Origin of the sequence: Corallococcus llansteffanensis (assembly GCF_003612055.1) — a bacterium.
Taxonomy (GTDB): Bacteria; Myxococcota; Myxococcia; order Myxococcales; family Myxococcaceae; genus Corallococcus; species Corallococcus llansteffanensis.
The window spans coordinates 1-20884 of sequence record NZ_RAWB01000037.1 but is presented as its reverse complement, the minus strand read 5'-3'; the positions used below and the strand labels follow the sequence as shown (position 1 = coordinate 20884).

The window sequence follows — 20884 nt, the reverse complement described above, 5'->3', positions numbered from 1 at the left end:
GTAGCGGAAACCCGCGCCCAAGGTGCGCGCGCGGGCCCGGAAAAACTGTCGCTCCGCCTACGCGTACCAGCGCGGCTCGGGGTCCAGCACCGGCGTCTTGATCTCCTCGTAGGAGATCTGCGGGCCCTGGGATGCGTAGCTGGCGATGGTCGTCTTCGCCCACTTCTCGTGGCGCTTGCGCCACAGGTCCATCCACTGCGGATCCTCGCGCGGATCCTTCGACTTGGGCTCCGGCAGGGAGAAGTCCGGCTTGTAGTGGGCGCCGCGGCTCTCGTCGCGCAGCAGCGCGCTGGTGGCGATGACTTCGCCCAGCTCCAGCATGTTCCACACCTGGTTGGTGTACGACAGCGCGCGGTTGGCGACCACGCCCGTGTCCAGCACGTTGACGCGGTTCCAGCGGTCCTTCAGGTCGCGGATGCGCTCCACCGTCTTCTTCAGGCGGTCGTTGTAGCGCACGACGGTGCAGTTCTCCGTCATCACGTCGCCCAGCTCCTTGGCGAGCTGGTACGGGTTCTCCGGGCCGTTCATCTTCTTGATGGTGGCGAACCGGTCTTCCCAGTAGCGCTTCGCATCGTTGAAGTACTTCTCCGGCATCGCCGCCGCGCTGGTCGTCTGGTTCTTCGCGAAGGCCGCCATCGACGGGCCGCCGATCATGCCCGAGTAGATGCACGACAGGAGCGAGTTCGCGCCCAGGCGGTTCGCGCCGTGGAAGGCGTAGTCCGCCTCGCCCGACGCGTACAGGCCCGGGATGCGCGTGGACTGGTTCGTCGGGCTGCCTTCCACGGGGGTCTGCGTGCGCGGGTCGGCCTCGAAGTTCACGTGCAGGCCGCCCATGGAGTAGTGCATGCCCGGGAAGATGACCATCGGCGTGTGGCGCGGATCATCTCCGACGAACTTCTCGTAGATCTCCATGACGCCCTTGATCTTCGCGTCGAGCGTCTTGGCCGGGATGTGCGTCACGTCCAGGTACACGCCGTCGCGCCCGCCCAGGCCCATGCCCAGGTCGCGGCAGACCATGAAGATCTCCCGCGTCGCGACGTCGCGCGGCACGAGGTTCTTGTACTTGGGGTACTTCTCTTCCAGGAAGTACCAGCGCTCGCTCTCCGGGATGTCCCGGGGGGCTCGCACGTCGCCCTTCTTGCGCGGCACCCAGACGCGGCCGCCCTCACCGCGCACCGACTCGCTCATCAGGCGCAGCTTGTCCTCGCCCGGGATGGAGGTCGGGTGCACCTGGATGAACTCGCCGTTGGCGTACTGCGCGCCTTCCATGTACGCGCGGCCCGCGGCGGTGCCGGTGTTGATGATGGAGTTGGTGGAGCGCCCGAAGACGATGCCCGGGCCACCCGTGGCGAGGCACACGGCCTCCGCCGGGAAGGTGCGGATCTCCATGGTGCGCAGGTCCATGGCCACGCTGCCGATGCAGCGGCCGGACTCGTCCTTCACCGTGCCCAGCCACTCCCAGTACTCGTACTTGACGACCTTGCCCTCCGCCTCGTAGCGGCGCACCTGCTCGTCCAGCGCGTAGAGCAGCTGCTGGCCGGTGGTGGCGCCCGCGAAGGCGGTGCGGTTGTGCAGGGTGCCGCCGAAGCGGCGGAAGTCCAGCAGGCCCTCCGGCGTGCGGTTGAACGTCACGCCCATGCGGTCGAGCAGGTAGATGATGCCGGGCGCCGCGTAGCACATGCCCTTCACGGAGGTCTGCTCCGCGAGGAAGTCGCCGCCGCGCAGCGTGTCCTTCACGTGGATGTCCGGGTGGTCACCCTCACCCTTCGTGTTCACCGCGCCGTTGATGCCACCCTGGGCACAGACGGAGTGCGAACGTTTGACCGGGACGAGCGAGAGCACGTCCACCTGGTGACCCGCCTCCGCCAGCTTGATCGTCGTCATCAGCCCGGCGAGACCGCCGCCCACCACCGTGAATCGCGCTGCTGCCGCCATCATCGTCTCCTTGACTGCCAGACGCCGGGCCTGCCGCCGATGGGTCGCGCAAACCGCGCTTCGCGACACCCACCCGCTCCCGACCATCCAGTGCGAGTCCTACACGCTAGTTAACTTGGAAAAATACCGCCGCAACGACGGTGCACCCGGGGATAAGCCCGGATCATTCGCGGCATCAGGTCGTGGCCCGCCGGCAGCATCCGGCGGGCCCGACCGACCGATGCGGCAGGGCTACAGCTTGACGAGCTCGACCGTCTGCTTCACCGACTCGTAGGACTTCTTCAGCTCGGCCTTCTCCGCGTCGTTCAGCTCCACGGTGATGACCTTCTCCACGCCGCCCGCGCCGATCTGCACGGGCACGCCGAAGAAGAAGTCGCTGATGCCGTACTGGCCCTTGAGCATGGCCGCGGCCGGCAGCACGCGCTTGCGGTCGAACAGGAAGCTCTCCGCCATGGCGATGGAGGAGGCGGCCGGCCCGAAGTAGGCGCTGCCCGTCTTGTACAGGCCCACCAGCTCCGCGCCGCCCTTACGGGTGCGGTCGATGATGGCGTCCAGCTTGTCCTTGGCGATGAGCTGGGTGAGCGGCACGCCGCCCACGGTGCTGTGGCGCACGAGCGGCACCATGTCGTCGCCGTGGCCGCCGAGCACCAGCGCCTCCACGTCACGGATGGAGGAGCCCAGGGCCTCCGCCACGAAGCACTTGAAGCGGCTGGTGTCCAGCACGCCCGCCATGCCCACGACCATGTTGTCCGGCAGGCCGGCGATCTTGTGGAGCGCGTACACCATCGCGTCCAGCGGGTTCGCGACGTTGATCACGAAGGCGTTGGGGGCGTGCTGCTTGATGTTGCCCGCCACGTCCCGCATGATCTTCAGGTTGACGTCGAGCAGGTCCTCGCGGGTCATGCCCGGCTTGCGGGGCACGCCGGCCGTGATGATGATCACGTCCGAGCCCGCCACGTCCTTCCAGTCCGTGGAGCCGATGACGCGGCTGTCGTAGCCGTCCACCGCCGACAGCTGGTTGATGTCCAGCGCCTTGCCCTTGACCAGACCTTCGGCCGCCGGGATGTCGTAGAGCACGACGTCGCCGAGGTTCTTCTGGACCGCGAGCAGCGCCAGGTTGCCGCCGATCTGGCCGCCGCCGATGAGGCCGATCTTCTTCTTGCGATTCTGAGCCATGGTTTCGCCCTCCTGATTCGGGGTGGGAACTACATGTGCTTGATGATGGCCTGACCGAACTCCGAGCACTTCACCTCGGTCACGGCGTCCTTCGTCTCCAGCTTCATCAGTCGCGCGAAGTCGTACGTCACCGTGCGCGCGGCGATGGCGCGGTCCATGCCCTTGATGATCAGGTCCGCGGCCTCGTGCCAGCCCAGGTGGCGCAGCATCATCTCACCGGAGAGGATGACCGAGCCCGGGTTCACCTTGTCCTGATCCGCGTACTTGGGCGCCGTGCCGTGCGTCGCCTCGAAGACGGCGTGGCCGGTGACGTAGTTGATGTTGCCGCCCGGCGCGATGCCGATGCCGCCCACCTGCGCCGCGAGCGCGTCCGACAGGTAGTCGCCGTTGAGGTTCAGCGTGGCGATGACGTCGAACTCGTCCGGACGCGTCAGCACCTGCTGCAGGGTGATGTCCGCGATGGAGTCCTTGACGAGGATCTTCCCCGCGCCCACGGCCGCCTTCTGCTCGGCGTTGGCGGCGTCCTCGCCCTTGGCGGCCTTGGTCGCCTCCCACTGATCCCAGGTGTAGACCTTGTCACCGAACTCGCGCGCGGCGAGGTCGTAGCCCCACTTGCGGAACGCGCCCTCGGTGTACTTCATGATGTTGCCCTTGTGGACGATCGTCACGCTCTTGCGCTTGAGGTCCACGGCGTACTGGAGGGCGGCGCGCACGAGGCGCTCGGTGCCTTCCTTCGACACGGGCTTGATGCCGATGCCCACGTCCGCGGCGAAGCGGATCTTCTTCGCGTCCTTGGGGAACTCGGCCTGGAGCCAGCCCAGGAACTTCTTCGCGGCCTCCGTGCCGGCCTCGAACTCGATGCCCGCGTAGATGTCTTCCGTGTTCTCACGGAAGATGACCATGTCCACCTTCTCCGGCTGCTTCACCGGGCTGGGCACGCCCTTGAAGTAGCGCACCGGCCGCAGGCAGACATACAGGTCGAGCATCTGGCGCAGCGCCACGTTCAGCGAACGGATGCCGCCGCCCACGGGCGTCGTCAGCGGGCCCTTGATGCCCACCAGGTAGGAGCGGAAGGCCTCGACCGTCTCGTCGGGCAGCCAGTTGTTCACCTGCTTGAAGGACTTCTCGCCGGCGAGGACCTCGTACCAGGAGATCTTCTTCTTGCCGCCGTACGCCTTCTCCACCGCCGCGTCGAACACGGCCTGCGAGGCCTTCCAGATGTCGCGGCCGGTGCCGTCGCCCTCGATGTAGGGGATGATCGGGTTCGCCGGCACGTTCAGCTTGCCGTTCTGCAGGGTGATCTTCTCGCCAGAGGGAGGCGCCATGAACGCAAACTCCTGATTGGGACCGTGTATTGGAGGCGGCGGATAGTCCGGAACCCGCCCCCGGTCGTCAAGGAGTTTGGCCGCGCGGGGCCGCGTTTGGGCACACCCCAAGTGCGCCGCGCTTATCGCAGCCAATGGGTCCGCGAAGCAGGGCCGTTTCTTCCGGGGCTTCCGGTTAGAAGCTCGCGAGGCCGGGCGCGGGGAGCTGGATGCTCACGCCCGTACCCTCCTCAAGCCGCTCTACCGACAGCTCGCCGCCCATCGCGTCCACCAGCTCGCGCGCGCGGGCGAGCCTCCGGTGGGTGCTCCCCACGCGCAGCGGGGACAGCACCACCGAGCGCAGCTCCCGTTCGGACAGGGCCACACCCGGCATCACCACCTGGAAGCGCGGGCCCACGTCCCCGAAGTCATCCGGGGGATCCACCACCACCCTCACGGTGGAAGCGCCCGGCGTCGCGGTGTCCGTCGCATGGGCGATGAGCAGCAGGAAGACCTGCTCCAGCCGGCGGCGGCTGACCCGGGCGATCACCGGATCCTCCGGGACCTCCAGCACCACCTGCACGCCGTGCAGCCGTCGCGTGGCGTCCAGCAGCCCCAGGGCGTCGCGCGCGGACAGCGCCACGTTCACCTGGAAGACGTCCGGGAGATCCACCGACTCCAGACCCTGACCGCCGGGCGGCGTCACCTCGTCCCCCGGTGAGCCCTTCGCATCGAGCGCTGCGCTCATTCGCGTCTCCCCTCCCCTGACCCTGGAGCGCCCACCATACCGGCCCCCTCTGACAGGCGTCCATTGCCCGACCGGCCGAGATCGATTCTCAGATTCAGTTTTGGCGGCTTTACAGCTATGCGCCATCTTGCCGGTGAAGATGCGCCTGTGGGTACGTACTGCTCCTCGGAAACCCCGTAGTTTCCTGGTCAACTAGGACCCAGGGTGAGTCACCCGGCGGCCCCGAAAAACAGCCAGGGTATATAAATTCGATTTGACTGTTACGAGCGAACTCCTCATGATGGGTACCCAGAGTCCAGAGCCGTCAGCGTCTTCATCGGATCAGGGAGGAAGTGTTGTGCTCGCAACATCGCCGACCATCAATGGTGTCGCTGCTCGCAAGAGAGGAGTCCTGACGATGGATGGAGGGATCCCGGCGTCCACGAAGTTCCGGTATGCGTTCGAGTTCGGCAGTGGCGATGCGCTGCGCAACGTGATCCCCCTCCCTCCTGCTGAAGCGGCCCTGGATGACTCGGGCTATTCGCTGCATGGCACCGGCCCCACGGCCATCACCTGCGCGCTGGGCAGCCCGGAAGCGGTGCTGGGTGAAGTGACGCGGCTGAGCCCCACGGTGGTGTGGGTGGCCCCGCGCGAGGCCAAGGTCGACACGTCCGAGGCGCGCACCTTCCCGGTGTACCTGGCCTTCAATGGCATCACCGTCGGGCCGCTCAACGGCGCCTTCATCCACACGGACGCGGACGTGCCGCACGCTCCGGTGGGGCTGCAGCTGGTGGGCGTGACGCTGGAGCAGGGCCGGGAGATCCTCGCGTTCCTGGCGGACGCGCTGCGCCGGGGCGTGGCGGAGCCGGCCGCGTCCGCGCTGCCGGTGCAGGACACCATCGTGGATCCGGAGCGGATCCGCTCCATCTTCGGGGCCATCTGCGCCTCCGGGAACAAGGGCGTGCTGCGCCGCCAGGGCCGCGTGGTGCGCATGGTGCTGGAGCGCTACCACACCGCCACCAATGAGCTGGAGTGGAGCACCGAGGAGCCCACCCCGGACTGGGGCGACCCGGCGTACGACATCGACGTCATCGGCTACAACTCCGCCTACCGCATGCGCGCGGAGACCGGCCGGGGCGAGGGCGACCGCCTCTTCACCACCCTGCCCGAGCAGCTGTTCCGCATCCGTCACCGCTGGCACCGGCGCGTTCCGGCGCCCGAGGGCGTGCGCGCGCGCTTCCACCACCCGCTGTGGCGGGAGCTGGGCCTGATGCGGCGCGAGGTGCTGGACCTCTCCTTCTCCGGCCTGTGCGTGCGCTGCATGCCGCAGGACCTGATGTTCCCGGGCCTGCTGCCGCCGCTCATCGAGCTGGAGCTGGGCGAGGGCCAGACGGTGAGCGTGCGCGGGGAGATCCGCTTCGTCAGCAGCGTGCGCGCCGACGGCAGCGTGCTGTGCGGCCTGAGCGTGCTGCCCTACTCCTCCGACGAGGCGCGCTGGGTGCGCTTCGTGTCGCAGACGATGTCCCCCGCGACGCGCACCAGCGAGGGGCTGGTGGATCAGCTCTGGGACCTGTTCAACCGCTCCGGCTTCTTCAGCCTGGGGGGCAGCTCCCCGGAGGAGTTCGAGGAGCTGAAGCTCAACTTCGCGTCGCTCGCCAAGCGCGCCGCGGAGGTGCCGCAGCTGTTCTGCCAGGCGGTGTGGCCGTCCGAGCGCGGCATCGAGGCGACGCTGTCCTTCACCAAGCCGTACCGTCACGCGTGGCTGGGCCACCAGGTGGCGAAGCGGCCCGGCAAGCCGCCGCCGGGGGTGCAGGAGGCGGGGCAGATCATGCGCGACATCTACCTGCGCACGTTCGAGCACCCGCAGAGCGACCCGGACTTCCACTGGGTGATTGCCTACGTGGAGGCCTTGAACCCGTGGATCGCGAAGGCGCACGTGCGCTACGCGGAGCGCCAGATGGCCTCCGGTTCGGGCCTGGCGTACACGCGGAAGATCCAGAAGATGAAGGCGTTCAGCCACGAGCTGAGCGGCCGCGACCACCGCGAGTTCGACGTGGGCCCCGCCACCGACGGCGAGCTGAGCCTGCTGGCCGCGTCCGTCGCCCGCCAGTTCCCGAACTGCTACGTGGAGTCGTTGGACCTGACGCGGGACCGGCTGGACATGACGCCCGTCACGCAGAAGTGGAAGAGCTTCGGCATGGAGCGCGAGCGCGCCATCCTTGTGGCCCGCCGCAATGGCATCCCCTACGCCGCCGCCGTGATGGAGCTGGGGCAGCTGGGCGCCAACCTCTTCCGCCTGCTCGACAACACCCGCATGTTCTCGCTCGTCGAGGACGGGACGCGCGCCTACGCGGCCCTGATGGACGCGGCCCGGCACTGGTACCTGGAGCGCCGCCGCCCCTCCTTCCTCTACCTGCGCGAGGACGAGGGCGGCAGCTACGTGCAGGAGTGCGGCCTGCACGACGGGCCGGACCCGTACATGTGGATCATCTCGTCGAAACTCGTTCCCGACTTCCTTGAGCACATCAGCGAACTCACCATCGGGCGCCGCGGTGCCCACTCCCGTTGAGGACAACCCCCCATGAGCAAGCCCCTCGTCGACACGCAGTACCTCCCCCACGTCTCCGATGTCCGCCACGTCCTTGCGTCCGGCCCCCACGTGACGACGCTGCTGGATGAGAACGTGGACCCCGCCCTGCTGGAAGGCTTCCTCATCCAGCTGTGTGCCCTGGGCGTGTACATGACGGAGCCCGTGGACGGATGGATCCGCCGCGCCGGTGAGGCCTGTGTCCGCGTGGAGGGCCTGGAGGAGGTCGGCCGGCAGCTCATCTCCCACGCCAAGCACGAGGCCGGTCACCACCTGATGATGGTGGAGGACACCAAGAGCCTCGTGGCCGGGTGGAACAAGCGCCGCATGCCCAAGCTGGACGCGGAGCAGCTGCTCGCCCAGGCGCCCACGCCGGCCATGCAGGAGTACCGGCAGATCCACGAGGAGACCATCAGCGGCGCCATGCCGGGCGCGCAGGTCGCCATCGAGTACGAGATCGAGAACCTGTCGGTGGTGTTCGCCCCCCGCCTCATCGAGCAGTGCAAGCGCGTGCTCGGCGCGGACGTGATGAACTCGCTGACCTTCATCAAGGAGCACGTGGAGCTCGACGTGGGCCACACCGCCCTCAACGAGGTCATGCTCAACAAGCTGCTGGGCCAGAAGCCCGAGCACGCGGTCACCATCGGCAAGACGGGCGCCCGCGCGCTGGACATCTACCTGCGCTTCTACGGCGACTGCATGGAGAAGGCGAAGCGGATGCTCCAGGTCGCCGCGGCCTGAAGCAGTTCGTGACCCGGGCTCCGCTCAGGCCCCGAGCGAGGAGATCCGGCGCGGCACGCGGCTGCCCCGGCGCGTGAGCGGACGGACCGCCTGCTTCAGCGTGGCGTGGAGCTGCGCGACGCCCGCGCGGTTCGTGGCGCCGTAGACGTACCGGTCCGGCCTCAGGACGACGAGGTCGGCCGCGTGCTGGGCGAACCACGCGCCCAGCTTTCCTTCCAGGTCCACCACCTCGCCCGCGCGCCCCACGCCGGAGCGCGCCGCGGGTGCCACCGACAGCCAGGTGCCTCCGATGTCCTCCGCCAGGGCCTTCGCGGCCTGCTGCACGTCGGCGGGCGCACCCGGCCGCGTCAGCACCGCGAAGCGCTGGCCGATGACGTCGTCGAGCGGGCGCTCACCCTCCTCGCCGTGCTCCACGCGCGGCTGCGGGAAGTAGGCGCCCTCGGCGGCCTGCTTGGACTTGCCGCGCTTGCCGCCGAAGAGGAACCCCTCCGCGTGGAAGAGGTTGGGCTTCATCTTGTATTCGCGGATGAACGGGCCGGTGACGGGCATCCGGTACAGCAGGTTGATGAACGCGTTGCGAGCGCGGGCCATGAGCGGGCCGCCCGAGGCGAGCATCGACCCCAGCGCGTCCGACAGGCGCATCATCTCCGCCGCGTGCGGCCGGCGCTCCACCTCGTAGGTGTCCAGGAGCGACGCGTCCGCGGCGCCGCCCAGCACGTGCGCGAGCTTCCAGGTGAGGTTCATCGCGTCGCGCAGGCCGGAGCAGAGCCCCTGCCCCAGGAAGGGCGGCATGAGGTGCGCCGCGTCCCCGAGCAGGAACACCCGGCCCACCCGCCACTTCTCCGCCATGCGGCTGTGGTAGGCGTACAGGTTGACGCTCTTCACCTTCACGGTGTCCGGATCGATGTACGGGGCGATGATGCCGCGCACGTACTCGGGGCTGCGCACGTACTCCAGATCCTGATCGGGCTTCACCACCGTGTCGAAGCGGATCTCGTCGTGCGCGGTGCGCGTCACGATGCCCACGATCTTCGGGCCGCACGGATAGTAGGTGAAGTCCGGCGCCGACGACGTCGTCTCCACGGAGATGGCCAGCGCGTGCGCGAGCGCCGTGGTGCCCTCCAGCTTGAGGCCCAGGCGGCGGCGGATGCCGCTCTTCGCGCCGTCGCACGCCAGCAGGTAGCGCGCGCGCAGCGCCGTCGTGCGGCCGGTGGCGTTCTCCTTCACGCGCACCGACACGCCGTCCTCGTCCTGCATGAAGGATTCGACCTCGTGGCCGCGCCACAGCGCCACGTGCGGGAAGCGCTCCAGGCCGCGCAGCAGCGAGGCCTCCAGCCGCGGCTGGTTGAACAGCGACCCGATGAAGTGCCCGTTGGGCCGCTCCACCTTGGTGAAGTCCACCTCCGCCAGCACGCGCATCTCGTCGTCGACGTAGGACATCTTCAGGCACGGGTGGAAGCCCGGCCCCAGTTCGCCCGTGAGGCCGGCGGCCTGGAAGATGCGCTGGGCCTCGTCGTCCGCGTTGATGGCCCGCGACTGCGTGTGAGGGACGGTCTCCTTCTCGATGACCACGGTGCGCAGCCCGTACTGCCCCAGCAGGTTCGCCGCCATGGCACCCACCGGGCCGCTTCCGACGACGATCACATCAACAGATTCCGGAGCCATTACTCCCCTCCCGTTGTGTGCGAGCTGATCAGGATCCAACCGTGCGACCCAACGATCGAAGCCCCCCTCGATCGTAGTTAAGGCGACTGACAACCCCCTGCAACCCCACGGCCTGGAGACGCTGTCTCAACGTGATCCGGGTCGTCCGCCCTCCGGGCGAGGACATCGCCCGGGCGGCCGTGCATACCGCCCACTTATTAAAACGCACCCCTCTGAAAACCTTGCATGTCTGCCCATGCCTTCGTGCGTGTTTTCCCCTACGCCCACGAGTGAAGGCCGGATCGCCTGCCACCCATGTCGCGCTTTCCTGCAAGGCTTCAAAGTTGCGCGCGTGCCGGACGAATTCATGTCTGGTTTGAGACTTCGCGCGCGTGCATGTGTGCCAATACACCCGGTGCGCGCCTCTTGTGCGTTGTCCCGGACTGCGCGACAGTGACGGGGACGTCTCCCCCTGAGCCCCTTGGAGCGCCCAGCGATTATGCCCAGACTGCAACTTTTCGAATTAGAGGATCAGCCCTGGTTCCCCAAGGTCCTTCGCCGTGGGGTGACGGACTTCCTGGCGTACGTCTGGAGCCTGTCGGACGACCGCTACGTGGAGTTCGTGCGGCGGCTGAAGGGCGCGATGGCGGCGATGGGCGAGACGCAGCTCTTGGACATGGCGTCGGGCAGCGCGGGTCCGGTGCCGAAGCTGCTGGAGATGCTGGAGACGCAGGAGAAGTACACCGCGACGGCGCTCTTGACGGACCTGTACCCGGAGGTGTCCGCGTTCGAGAAGGTGAAGGCCGCGCACCCGGGCCGCGTGGACTACGTGACGACGCCGGTGGACGCGACGGCGGTGCCGGCCTCGTTCAAGGGCTTCCGCATCATGTGCAACTCGTTCCACCACCTGCCGCCGGACCTGGCGCGCAAGGTGCTGGCGGATGCCGTGGCCCAGCGCCGGGGCATCGCCATCATGGAGTTGGTGGAGCGGCGTGGGCCGGCCATCGCGATGACGGCGGCGGCCCTGCTCAACGTGCCGCTGGCGACCCCGTTCATCCGCCCCGTGCGCATGGACCGGCTGGCGCTCACGTACCTGATGCCGCTCATCCCCATCGCGGCGGCGTTCGACGGCGTGGTGTCCTGTCTGCGGACCTACTCCATCGAGGAGATGCGCGAGCTCACCCATGGCCTGAGCGACGACTACATCTGGGACATCGACCGGCTGACAAATGAGGGGAACCCCTTCGGCCTGATGATGCTCATCGGCCGACCAGCCAATCCCTCCCAGGCCTGAGACGGGTGTCGGAAGGCGGGCAGTGACGCCTCGGGTCAACGCGAGGCGTCGTGCTTTCCGGTTTTGAAGGACGTTCAATGGGCGCTCCCTCAAGGAGGAGCACGCTCATGGAATGGCTCGAATTCAAGCGCTGGTCTCCGGAAGTCCAGCACGCGCTGGCACTGCAGGCGGCCCGGTTGGGCCAGACGGCGATGCACGCCGAGCCGCCGCGGCCGTCCGCGACGATGCTCGCGGCGCACCGGCTGTGCACGCTGCTGCGTCAGTACCCGCGCACGAACCCCTGGGGCCACCCCGCCTCGGAGTGCTGAACCCGGGACGCCCCGGCCCGTCCGTGAAGCCACGGGCGGGGCCGGAGCGCCGGACGCGTCAGGAGCCCGTGGGGGTCCACTCCACGCGCAGGCTCTGGATGGAGCGCAGGGTGAGGTTCTGCATGGGGCGGAAGTCCGGGTTCGGCGCGAGCCGCAGGTCCGGCATCTGATCCAGCAGCAGGTTGGTGGCGATGAGGGCCTCCTGCCGCGCGAGGGGCGCTCCGATGCAGAAGTGGATGCCCCGGCCGAAGCCCAGGTGCGACGGGTGGTGGCGGGAGATGTCGAAGCGGTCCCCGTCCGGCAGCAGCGCGGGGTCACGGCTTCCGGACGCGTAGAGCAGCAGCAGCCGCGAGCCCTTGGGCAGCGCGACGCCCGCGAGCTCCACGTCCTCCGTGGTGGTGCGGATCATCCCGTGCGAGACGGAGTCGAAGCGCAGCGTCTCCTCGATGAGGTGGGGCACGAGCGAGCGATCCTCGCGCAGCCGCTGCCAGAGGCCGGGCTGGAGCAGGGCCTGCTTCCAGCACTGGGAGAGCAGCGCGGTGGTCGTCTCATGGCCCGCCGCCAGGAAGCTGCCGGCGATGGCGATGATCAGCTCCGGCAGCGTGAGCGCCTCACCGTCCGCGTCGGTGGTGACCAGGTAGCTGACCAGGTCGTCGCGCGGTTCGTCGCGCCGGCTGGCGATGAGGCGGGCGACGTAGTGCTGGTAGGTGACCCAGCTTCGCGCCAGGGGCGGCTGCTCCTCCGCGGGGACGCGGGTGAAGATCATCCGGAAGAAGTCGTCGCACCAGCGCTTGATGTCCGCCATGTCCTCCTCGGGCACGCCCACCATGCCCAGGATGACCCGCACGGGCAGCGGGTACGCCAGCTGCGTCACCAGATCCGCCTGGCCGTGGTGCACGAACGCGTCGATGAGCTCCTGCGAGAAGGTCCGGATGGGGACGTCCTGCGCGGCGATGCGCTGCGCGGAGAAGCCCCGGCCCATCAGCTTGCGCAGCCGGTTGTGCGTGGGCGGATCCGAACTCAACAGGCTCTCCGCCAGAGGGTAGCCCTCGGCGAGCACCGCGAGCGTCTCCGGGGCCAGCACCGAGCCGACGCTGCCCATGTCCGCCGAGGAGAAGCGCAGCGGATCCTTCAACACGTGGCAGATGTCGTCGTAGCGGCTCACCAGCCACATCCCCAACATGGGGTTGAAGCTGACGGGCGCGTCCCGTCGCAGCTCCGCGTAGAACGGATGCGGATCCTCGACGTGAGGGCCCACGAACGGATTGTACTGAGCACCCAGATGGGGGCACTTCATCGCGCCGGAGGCCTTGTTGCCCTGGGCTTCGATACGAACCACTTCGGACTGCGCTTCCGACTTCACTGCTTCCACTGCGTTACTCACCGAGAGCTCCCAGAATGCCCCCCACGGTGAACAACTCTAGCCCGACCTGACAGGTCAACTCAGCGAGTCTTCGAAGCCCCACATATTTCGCGGACGGGTGATTCAAGACCCTGCTTGAAACACCGCCTGAGACATCGCGCGCTTGCGGAGGACGGGGCGCTCCACCTTGCTCATGGCGTTGCGCGGCAATGTTTCAAGTGCGACAAAGTGCGCAGGCACCTTGAAGCGCGCGAGGGACTGGCGGCACCACGCGTCCAGGTCCTCGGGCAGCACATGGCCGGGGCGCAGGACGACGAAGGCCACGGGGACCTCCCCCCAGTGGGGCTCCGGCACGCCCACGACCGCGGACTCCGCGATGGCCGGGTGGTTGGCGAGCACCGCTTCGATCTCCGCCGGGTAGAGGTTCTCCCCCCCGCGCACGATGAGGTCCGTGCGGCGCGAGAGGAGCGTGAGGCGTCCGCGCGCATCGGTGACGCCCACATCCCGGGTGCGCAGCCAGCCGTCGTGGAAGGCGTCGCGCGTGGCGTCGGGCTGGTTCCAGTAGCCGGCCATCAGCGTGGATCCGCGCACCTCTACGTCCCCCTCCTGGCCCACGGCGAGCGTCGCGCCGTCCGTCCCGACGATGCGCACCTCCAGGCCCGGCAGCGGAGGGCCCGCGGTGCGTCCATCCGCTTCGTCGGGGCGCTCCGTGGTGACCTGAGAGCAGGCCTCGGTGAGGCCATAGGTCTGGAGGGCCCGCAGGCCGGCTGCCCGGGCCCGGGTGAGGAGGGCCGTGGGGACGGGGCCGCCCCCGATGAGCGCGCACCGGAAGGTGTCCGGCAGTCTCCGGTCCGCGCGGGCGTCCAGCACCCGCTCCAGCGTGGTGGCGACGAAGCTCGCGTGCGAGGCGCCCTCCACGTCGATGGCGCGGTTGACCGCGTCCGCGTCGAAGCGCTCGTGCAGGAGCAGGCAGCCCCCCTCGTAGGCGGTGCGCGTGAGCATGGCCAGGCCGCCGACGTGGAACAGCGGCAGCGTGCCCAGCCAGCGCGGCGCGGGGTGCGGGCCCAGGTTCAGGGCGGAGGCCCGGCACGAGGCGCGGAACGCCGCCTCCGTGAGCACCGCGCCCTTGGGCCGCCCCGTCGTCCCGCTGGTGAAGAGGATGACGCGCGGCGTGTCCGCTTCCCATTCCGGGGGCCGGGAGGAGGACGCGGCCTCGCGGTCCGGGAACGCCTCCAGCGACTCCGCGCCGGGGAGCCTGTCTCGCAGGGGTTCGAGCGCCAGCGTGAGCCGGGGCGCCACGGCGTCCACCAGGGGCTCCAGCTCCGCGCGGGTGAGCCTTGCGTTGAGCGGCGCGAACACCGCGCCCACGCGGCCCAGGGCCCAGAAGAGGAACGTCACCGCGGGGTGGCTCGTCGACAGCAGCGCCACTCGGTCACCCTGCCCCATGCCTCGTGCCTCCAGCGTGGCGGTCCAGCGCGCCACCTCTCCGTCCAGCTCCCCGAAGGTCCAGCCGCGCCCCGCGAAGCGCAGGGCCTCCGCCTCTGGGTGCCGCCGCGCACCTTCGTGGATGGGGCAGCCGACGCGCATCTTCAGGGCACCCCGATGAGCTCCGGCGTCAGCCCCAGGCCCGGCACGTCATGCAGCCGCAGGAGGCCCCGCTCCGGGCGGTAGGGATGATCCTTCGGCTCGTCCGCGAAGAGCCGCCCCACCGCGAGTCCGGACGCGAGCTCTCCCGACGGGAGCGCGGAGGCCAGGTGCGCGGCGCCCGCCCGGGCCACCACGCCGTCGAGGGAGCTGCTGACATAGGCGTGCATGCCCAGCCGGGCCGCGCGCAGGGCCACCACCATGGAGGGCAGCAGCCCTCCGAGCACCATCGGCTTGAGCACCACCGCGCCCACCACCGGCCCGCCGCCCAGGTCCATCGTGAGGAGCGCGCGCACGGCCGCGGGCGAGGCGAGCGTTTCATCCGCGGCGATGATGCACGGCGCGCGTCGCTGCACCCGCCACAGCGCCTGCAGGTCCTCCGGGGGCGTGGGCTGCTCCACCAGCTCCAGTTCGTACCAGCCCAGGCGATCCAGGGCGCGGTTGGCCTCGGGTTCGGTCCAGCCGCCGTTCGCGTCCAGGCGCAGGCGCACCCCGGGCCCCACCGCCGCGCGCACGGCACGCACCCGGGCCTCGTCGGCGTCCAGCGTGCGGCCGGCCACCTTCAGCTTCAGCGTCTGGAAGCCTTCCGACACCGCGTCCCTCGCCTCCTGGGCGAGCTCCTCCGGGGCCTCCGCGCTCAGCAGCGCGTTCACCAGCACCTCCGGCCGCGCCTCCTCCGCGAGCAGCCAGCACAGGGGCACGCCCTTGCGCTGGGCCAGCAGGTCCAACAGGGCCAGCTCCAGGCCGTGCTGCGCGGCGGGGACGTGCTCCTCCGGATCGAAGGGACGGATCTTCGCGCCCAGGGAGCGGGACGCGTCACCGGGCGAAGGCGCGAGCGTGGCCTCGATGCCTTCGATGCTGTCGTCCAGGGACTGGCCCTGGAGCGCGGCCAGCCAGTCGCGGAGCACCTGGTGCGTGGTGGCGAGGGCTTCCGTGCCGAACTCCGGCAGCGGCATCGCCTCGCCCTGCCCCACGTGGCCGTCCTCGTCCGTCAGACGGACGAGGAAGCCTTCGCGCGTGGTGTAGGTGCCCTTCGCCGTCTTCAGCGGACGGGCCATCGTGAGTCGCAGGGGGGTGAGCTTCGCCTCGGTGATGCGCATGAGCTCCTTCAGCGCAGGAACAGCCCCAGCGCGAACAGCAGCCCGAACACGAGCTGCAACCGCGCCGTGGCACCCAATGCGGGGTTGAGTGCCGCACCTTCAGACTTCAACATCAACTTCAGTGGCGGCGCCACCAGCGGGAGGCTCAAGAGCGGCAGGAACACCCAGGCGCTCGCCAGCCCGCGGGCGTACAGCACGAAGGGGGTGGCGTAGGAGGCCACGAGCAGCAGCACGTACTCCGCCCGGCCGAAGCCCGCGCCGAAGCGGACCACCACCGTGCGCTTGCCGGCCTTCACGTCCGTGCTCGCGTCGCGCTGGTTGTTCACGACGATGAGGCAGGTGCCGATGGCGCCCACCGGCAGCGACGCCCACCAGGCCGCGGGCCCCACGACGCCCGCCTGCACGTAGTACGTGCCCGTCACCGCCACGACGCCGAAGAAGATCAGCACGAACAGGTCGCCCAGCCCGTGGTAACCCAGCGGGTAGGGACCGCCCGTGTACGCGTAGCCGCACAGGAGCGACAGCACGCCGATGACCACGATGGGCCAGCCGCCCACCGCGACGAGGTACAGGCCCACCAGCGTCGCCAGCGCGAAGCACGCGAGGCCCCCCATCAGCACCGTGGCCGGGGCGATGAGGCCGCTCTGCGTCACGCGCTTCGGGCCCAGGCGCTCGGCGGTGTCCGCGCCCTTCTTGAAGTCGTAGTAGTCGTTGATGAAGTTGGTGCCGATCTGGATCAGCACCGCGCCCAGGAGCGCCGCGAGCGCCGGCAGGAGGCGCCCCACCCCTTCGCCATACGCCAGCGCGGTGGCCACCAGCACCGGCACCGCGCCCGCCGTCAGCGTCTTCGGGCGCACGGCCATCAGCCACGTCTTCAGCGTGGGCCGGGGGGGAGCGGCGTCGGAGGGACTGGAGACCAGGGTGCTCACGAGTGGGCGGCCTCTCGCGCCAGGATGACGGGTTCGAACTGCGGCGCTTCGTACCAGGGCGTCTGCAGGAACGAGAGCACTTCCCGGACGTACTCCTCCGGCGCCTCCAGGTGCGGAGCGTGCGCGCTGCCCGCGAACGCGTGGCGCCACACCACCGGCAGCTCCGTCGCCATGCGCCGGGCCAGGTTCGTGAACTTCGCGTCGTCGGCGCCGGTGAGCAGCAGCGTGGGCAACCGCTGGCGGTGCAGCGACGGCCAGTAGTCTGGCTGCACGCCCAGGCCCAGGCACTCCAGCGCCCCGGCGAGACCTTCCGCCGTGCAGGCCTGGCGGCGCTCCCGGAGCGCGGCCATCTGCGGGGCCGGAAGGCGGCGCAGTCCCTCGAAGAGCGGCAGCGCTTCCCAGCGGTCCACGAAGGCGTCCACACCGCGCGTGCGGATGAAGCCCGCGAGCTTCGCGTCCGCCTCGCGCCGCTCGGAGCGCTCCTGGCGGCGGTGCAGCCCCGGGGAGCCGCTTTCCATGATGAGCCGGCCGAAGCACTCTGGCGCGCTCACCGCGGCGGCCAGCGCCAGCCGCGCGCCCTGCGAATAGCCGAGCAGGTCCACCGGGCCGCCCAGCTCGCGCGCGAGGCGGATCACGGCGTCCACCGTCTCCAGGAAGCCCTCGCGCCCCGCCTTGTCGGGCAGCGGCGTGCGACCGTGGCCGGGCAGGTCCACCGTCACCACGCGCACGGAGCGGCCGAGCAGCGGCTTCAGATGCTCGAACGAAGCGCCGCTGCCGGTGAAGCCGTGCAGCGCCAGCAACGTGCGCGGGCCTTCGCCCCAGGTGTCATACGCAAGCGTCACGCCCATGGTCCTTCTCCCAGTGCGGTGGCCATCCGCGCGAAGAGGTGTCGGTGCTCGTCGACGTTGGTGGCGCGGTCGACCTGGACCTCCACGAGGTGCAGACCGCCCTCCAGCCCCGAGCGTACCGCCGCGCGCAGCGCCGTGGGAGTCGTGGGGCGATGGAACCGGGCGCCCGCGAGCGCCGCCGCGTGCGACAGGTCCACGCCGTGCGGCGTCCCGAAGAGCGTCTCGAACTCGTCCGGCTTCGCCGACTGCGCCAGCGGCAGGAACGAGAAGATGCCGCCCCCGTCGTTGTTCACCACGACGACGGTCAGCGGCACTCGCGCCCGCGAAGCCGTGAGCAGGCCGCCCACGTCGTGCAGGAGCGCCAGGTCGCCGGACAGCAGCACCGCGGGCCTTCCCGCCGCCGCCGCCACGCCCGCCGCGCTGGACACGATGCCGTCGATGCCGTTGGCCCCCCGGTTCGCCAGCACGCGCAGCGGCACGCCGCCCCCTTGAGCGAAGGCGTCCACCGCTCGGATGGGCATGCTGCTGGACACGAACAGGAGCGCGCCCGCCGGCAGCGCCGCCACCACCTCGCGCGCCAGCCGTGGTTCGGTCAGCGCGTCGGGGCGCTCCGCGAGCGCGGTCTCCAGCGCGTTGCGGGCCACGCGCTCGGCGCCCATGAAGCCCTGGGCCCAACGGCCGGGGCCTCGCGAGAGGCCCTGCGTCAGCGCGCGACACGCGAGCACCGCGGAGCCCTCCACCACGAGCGACGCGCGGTGCGGAGGGTCATACAGCGCGCCCTCGTCGCTGAAGACGACGACCTCCGCTTCGGAGCCGTCCATCCACTGCTGCGGGGACTTGGGCGTCAGCCCTCCGCCGAAGCGCAGGACGAGCGCCGGCTTGTGGGCCCGCGCGAACGGCTCGTGGCGCAACAGCGCGTCGTAGAGCGACACCGTCAGCGGGCCGCCGCCATAGCGCGCCTGCGACGCGGCTTCCGCGAACACCGGGTAGCCCGTCGCCAGGCTCAGCGCGGCGATGGCCTCCCCGAAGCCGTCGTCCTCGTCGCGAGGACCGCAGATGATGACACCCCGCTCCGTGGCGGCGATGCGCGCTCGCACGGTGTCCAGCGTGGACGCGTCCGGTGCCCGCGACGGCGGCTGGATGCGGGTGAGCGGCGCGTCCGGACGACCGTCCCGCGCGAGCGCCGACACCTTCTCCACGCCGAAGTCCTGCGCGATGGGCGCCAGCGGTTCGCGGAACGGCACGTTGAGCTGCACGGCGCCCCGGGGCGCGCGACACGCCGTCCCCACCGCACGGGCGGCCGTGGCCCTCAGGTGCGCGATGGCCGCGGTGCTCGACTCAGGCAGGCCCACGTCCGCGAACAGCCGCGCGAACTCGCCGTAGAAGCGCGCCTGCGGCACCGTCTGCGGAGCGCCCCAGCCCTGGAGCTCCAGCGGCCGGTCCGCCGTCAACACCACCAGCGGCACCTGCGCCATGGCCGCCTCGATGACGGCCGGATAGAAGTGCGCGCCCGCGGAGCCGCTCGTCGCCACCAGCACCACCGGCTGTCGCGAGTGCTTCGCCATGCCGAGCGCGAAGAACCCCGCGCTGCGCTCGTCGATGACCGACCAGGTGTGCAGGCCCGGCGTGTGCGCGCAGGCGAGCGCCAGCGCCGACGAGCGCGAGCCCGGGCACACCACCGCGTTCCGGACGCCGCCGCGCACCAGCTCCTCCAGCAGGGCGCGCGCCCACAACACGTTGAGGTTAGCGTCGGACGACATCCCCGCCCCCCAGTGCGCGCAGCATCGCCAGACTCTTCATCTCCGTCTCCCGCCACTCGGACTCCGCGCTGGAGCCCGCGACGATGCCCGCGCCCACGAAGAGCCGGGCATGCGCGCCGCGCACCAGCGCCGAGCGCAACGCCACCACCAGATGCGCGCGTCCCGGACCCACCCAGCCCACCGGCCCCGCGTACCAACCCCGATCCAACGCCTCGTGCTCCACCAGGAACGACAGCGCGCGCTCGCGCGGCGTGCCGCCCACCGCCGGCGTGGGGTGCAGCGCGGTGACGACCTGCGCGGTGTCCACGCCCTCGTCCAGCGTCGCGCGGATGCCCGTGCGCAGGTGCATCACGTTCTTCAGCGCGAGCACCGACGGCTGCGCGTCCGCGGACACGCTCGCGGCCACCGGCTGGAGCGCCTGGAGGATGTAGCGCACCACGGCCTCGTGCTCGCGCCGGTCCTTGTCACTGGCGTCCAGCGCCGCCTCGCCCCCCGGTGCCGCCGTCCCCGCGAGCGCCTCCGTCTCCAGCACCCGCCCGTCCACCCGGCACAGCGTCTCCGGCGTCGCGCCCAGGAAGCCCGTCCCGTCCGGCGCGCGGAAGAGGAACGTGGCGCAGCGGGGGTTCTGCTCGCGCAGCCGCGCCAGCACGTCCACGATGTCGAAGGGAGCGGGCCCCTCCGCGTCCATCGCCCGCGCCAGCACCACCTTGTGCAGGTGGCCCGTGGTGATGGCCTCCACCGCGCGGTCCACCAACGCCTCGAAGTCGTGCCGAGACGACGTCGTGCGCAGCGCCACCGGCGCACCCACCGCGTGGCGATAGGCCTGGGAGAACGACGCACGCACGCGCTCCAGCCGCGAGCGCACCGCGTCCTCGCCCCCTTGGGCTTCCGTGGCGAAGGCCGCGACATACACCGCGTTGTCCTCGCGCCACACCAGCACCTCCGGCAACGTCCAGCGCGCGAGCCCATGCGAACGCCACGCGCCATCCACCTGCCCCGTGGGGCTGAAGCGCATGCCGCCAAACCACGGCCCGGGCATGCGGACAGGCACGGGGCCCAGCCACCGCAAGGCTTCATGGCCCAGCGAGCCCAACACCGCCGGAAGCTCCGCCGCGACGTGCGCCTCGCGCACACCCGCCTCGCCCCACCCCGCGGCCGCCTCGCGGTCCACCGGGCGCTCCCAATACACGGAAGGAATGCCCAGGCTCCCTGCCCCGGCCAGGGGATCCACTCCCGCCAGAGGCATCATCCCGGCGACCCAATGCGGGCCCTCAGCGGGACTGAGCGGCGTCATCAGAAACTCTCCTAGAGGCCTCGCGGGCCATTACCTTCGATTGTCTTCTAAGCGATCTCGGCTATACATGCACCAAGGAGTTCAAAACCGCTTGAACTCCATCGAAGAGGGAGTCGCCGTGGGAGGCCAGCAAGCAGACGACCCAGCCTCGCGGCGTGAGCCGGGCGCACACCGCGTCCTGCGCGCGGCGCGTCCTGAAGGCACCCGGGTGCGCGTGGGTGGCGTGGAGG

16 protein-coding genes are annotated in these 20884 nt (G+C 70.2%); 4 read left to right on the top strand and 12 right to left on the bottom strand.

Translation table 11 applies throughout. The features are described from left to right. Positions 1-57: 57 nt before the first annotated feature. From sdhA to D7V93_RS05815, 4 genes are all read right to left on the bottom strand, one after another. On the bottom strand, positions 58-1935 hold the full coding sequence (gene sdhA / locus D7V93_RS05830) for a succinate dehydrogenase flavoprotein subunit (protein ID WP_120642421.1): 1878 nt from the start codon (positions 1933-1935) through the stop codon (positions 58-60). 231 nt (positions 1936-2166) lie between these two features. Next, positions 2167-3111, bottom strand: coding sequence for a malate dehydrogenase (gene mdh, locus D7V93_RS05825; RefSeq protein ID WP_120610704.1), 945 nt, complete (start codon positions 3109-3111; stop codon positions 2167-2169). 29 nt (positions 3112-3140) lie between these two features. Beyond that, positions 3141-4436, bottom strand: a complete 1296-nt coding sequence (gene icd, locus D7V93_RS05820; protein WP_120642420.1) for an NADP-dependent isocitrate dehydrogenase — start codon at positions 4434-4436, stop codon at positions 3141-3143. 175 nt (positions 4437-4611) lie between these two features. Then, entirely contained in the window at positions 4612-5163 is a 552-nt protein-coding gene (locus tag D7V93_RS05815; protein WP_120642419.1) for an ATP-binding protein, read from the bottom strand. A gap of 397 nt (positions 5164-5560) precedes the next feature. Between D7V93_RS05815 and D7V93_RS05810 the strand changes: the two genes are divergently transcribed. Both D7V93_RS05810 and D7V93_RS05805 read left to right on the top strand, forming a co-directional pair. After that, positions 5561-7711 (top strand): hypothetical protein, encoded by a 2151-nt coding sequence (locus tag D7V93_RS05810; RefSeq protein ID WP_208722928.1) that lies wholly within the window; start codon positions 5561-5563, stop codon positions 7709-7711. Between the two features lie 12 nt (positions 7712-7723). Continuing rightward, positions 7724-8470 (top strand): iron-containing redox enzyme family protein, encoded by a 747-nt coding sequence (locus D7V93_RS05805; RefSeq protein ID WP_120642417.1) that lies wholly within the window; start codon positions 7724-7726, stop codon positions 8468-8470. 24 nt (positions 8471-8494) lie between these two features. Here the strand turns inward: D7V93_RS05805 and D7V93_RS05800 are convergent, their stop codons facing one another. Then, a complete protein-coding gene (locus D7V93_RS05800; protein WP_120642416.1) occupies positions 8495-10135 on the bottom strand; it encodes a bifunctional 3-(3-hydroxy-phenyl)propionate/3-hydroxycinnamic acid hydroxylase in 1641 nt (546 codons plus the stop codon). Between the two features lie 478 nt (positions 10136-10613). On the opposite strand from D7V93_RS05800, the gene D7V93_RS05795 reads away from it, so the two are divergent. Further along, the gene (locus D7V93_RS05795) at positions 10614-11408 is read left to right on the top strand and encodes a class I SAM-dependent methyltransferase (protein ID WP_147451053.1); all 795 of its coding nucleotides are present in this window, start codon (positions 10614-10616) and stop codon (positions 11406-11408) included. A 107-nt stretch (positions 11409-11515) separates the two neighbouring features. Further along, the gene (locus D7V93_RS05790; protein WP_014397314.1) at positions 11516-11716 is read left to right on the top strand and encodes a hypothetical protein; all 201 of its coding nucleotides are present in this window, start codon (positions 11516-11518) and stop codon (positions 11714-11716) included. A 58-nt stretch (positions 11717-11774) separates the two neighbouring features. Here the strand turns inward: D7V93_RS05790 and D7V93_RS05785 are convergent, their stop codons facing one another. The 7 genes from D7V93_RS05785 to D7V93_RS05755 all read right to left on the bottom strand — a co-directional run bounded on the left by D7V93_RS05785 (position 11775) and on the right by D7V93_RS05755 (position 20654). Next, positions 11775-13100 carry a cytochrome P450 gene (locus D7V93_RS05785; RefSeq protein WP_208722927.1) on the bottom strand — a complete coding sequence of 442 codons (1326 nt, stop codon included), beginning with the start codon at positions 13098-13100 and terminating at the stop codon, positions 11775-11777. 102 nt (positions 13101-13202) lie between these two features. Then, entirely contained in the window at positions 13203-14666 is a 1464-nt protein-coding gene (gene menE / locus D7V93_RS05780) for an o-succinylbenzoate--CoA ligase (protein WP_120642414.1), read from the bottom strand. Positions 14667-14668: 2 nt separating this feature from the next. After that, a complete protein-coding gene (gene menC, locus D7V93_RS05775; protein WP_120642413.1) occupies positions 14669-15823 on the bottom strand; it encodes an o-succinylbenzoate synthase in 1155 nt (384 codons plus the stop codon). A gap of 8 nt (positions 15824-15831) precedes the next feature. Further along, positions 15832-16752, bottom strand: coding sequence for a 1,4-dihydroxy-2-naphthoate polyprenyltransferase (locus tag D7V93_RS05770; protein ID WP_120642412.1), 921 nt, complete (start codon positions 16750-16752; stop codon positions 15832-15834). Further along, entirely contained in the window at positions 16749-17600 is an 852-nt protein-coding gene (menH, locus tag D7V93_RS05765) for a 2-succinyl-6-hydroxy-2,4-cyclohexadiene-1-carboxylate synthase (RefSeq protein WP_120642411.1), read from the bottom strand. The genes D7V93_RS05770 and menH overlap by 4 nt, the downstream gene beginning before the upstream one ends. Further along, the gene (gene menD / locus D7V93_RS05760; protein ID WP_120642410.1) at positions 17591-19360 is read right to left on the bottom strand and encodes a 2-succinyl-5-enolpyruvyl-6-hydroxy-3-cyclohexene-1-carboxylic-acid synthase; all 1770 of its coding nucleotides are present in this window, start codon (positions 19358-19360) and stop codon (positions 17591-17593) included. The genes menH and menD overlap by 10 nt, the downstream gene beginning before the upstream one ends. Then, entirely contained in the window at positions 19344-20654 is a 1311-nt protein-coding gene (locus D7V93_RS05755; RefSeq protein ID WP_120642409.1) for an isochorismate synthase, read from the bottom strand. Before D7V93_RS05755 ends, menD begins: the two co-directional genes overlap by 17 nt. Positions 20655-20884 lie beyond the last annotated feature (230 nt).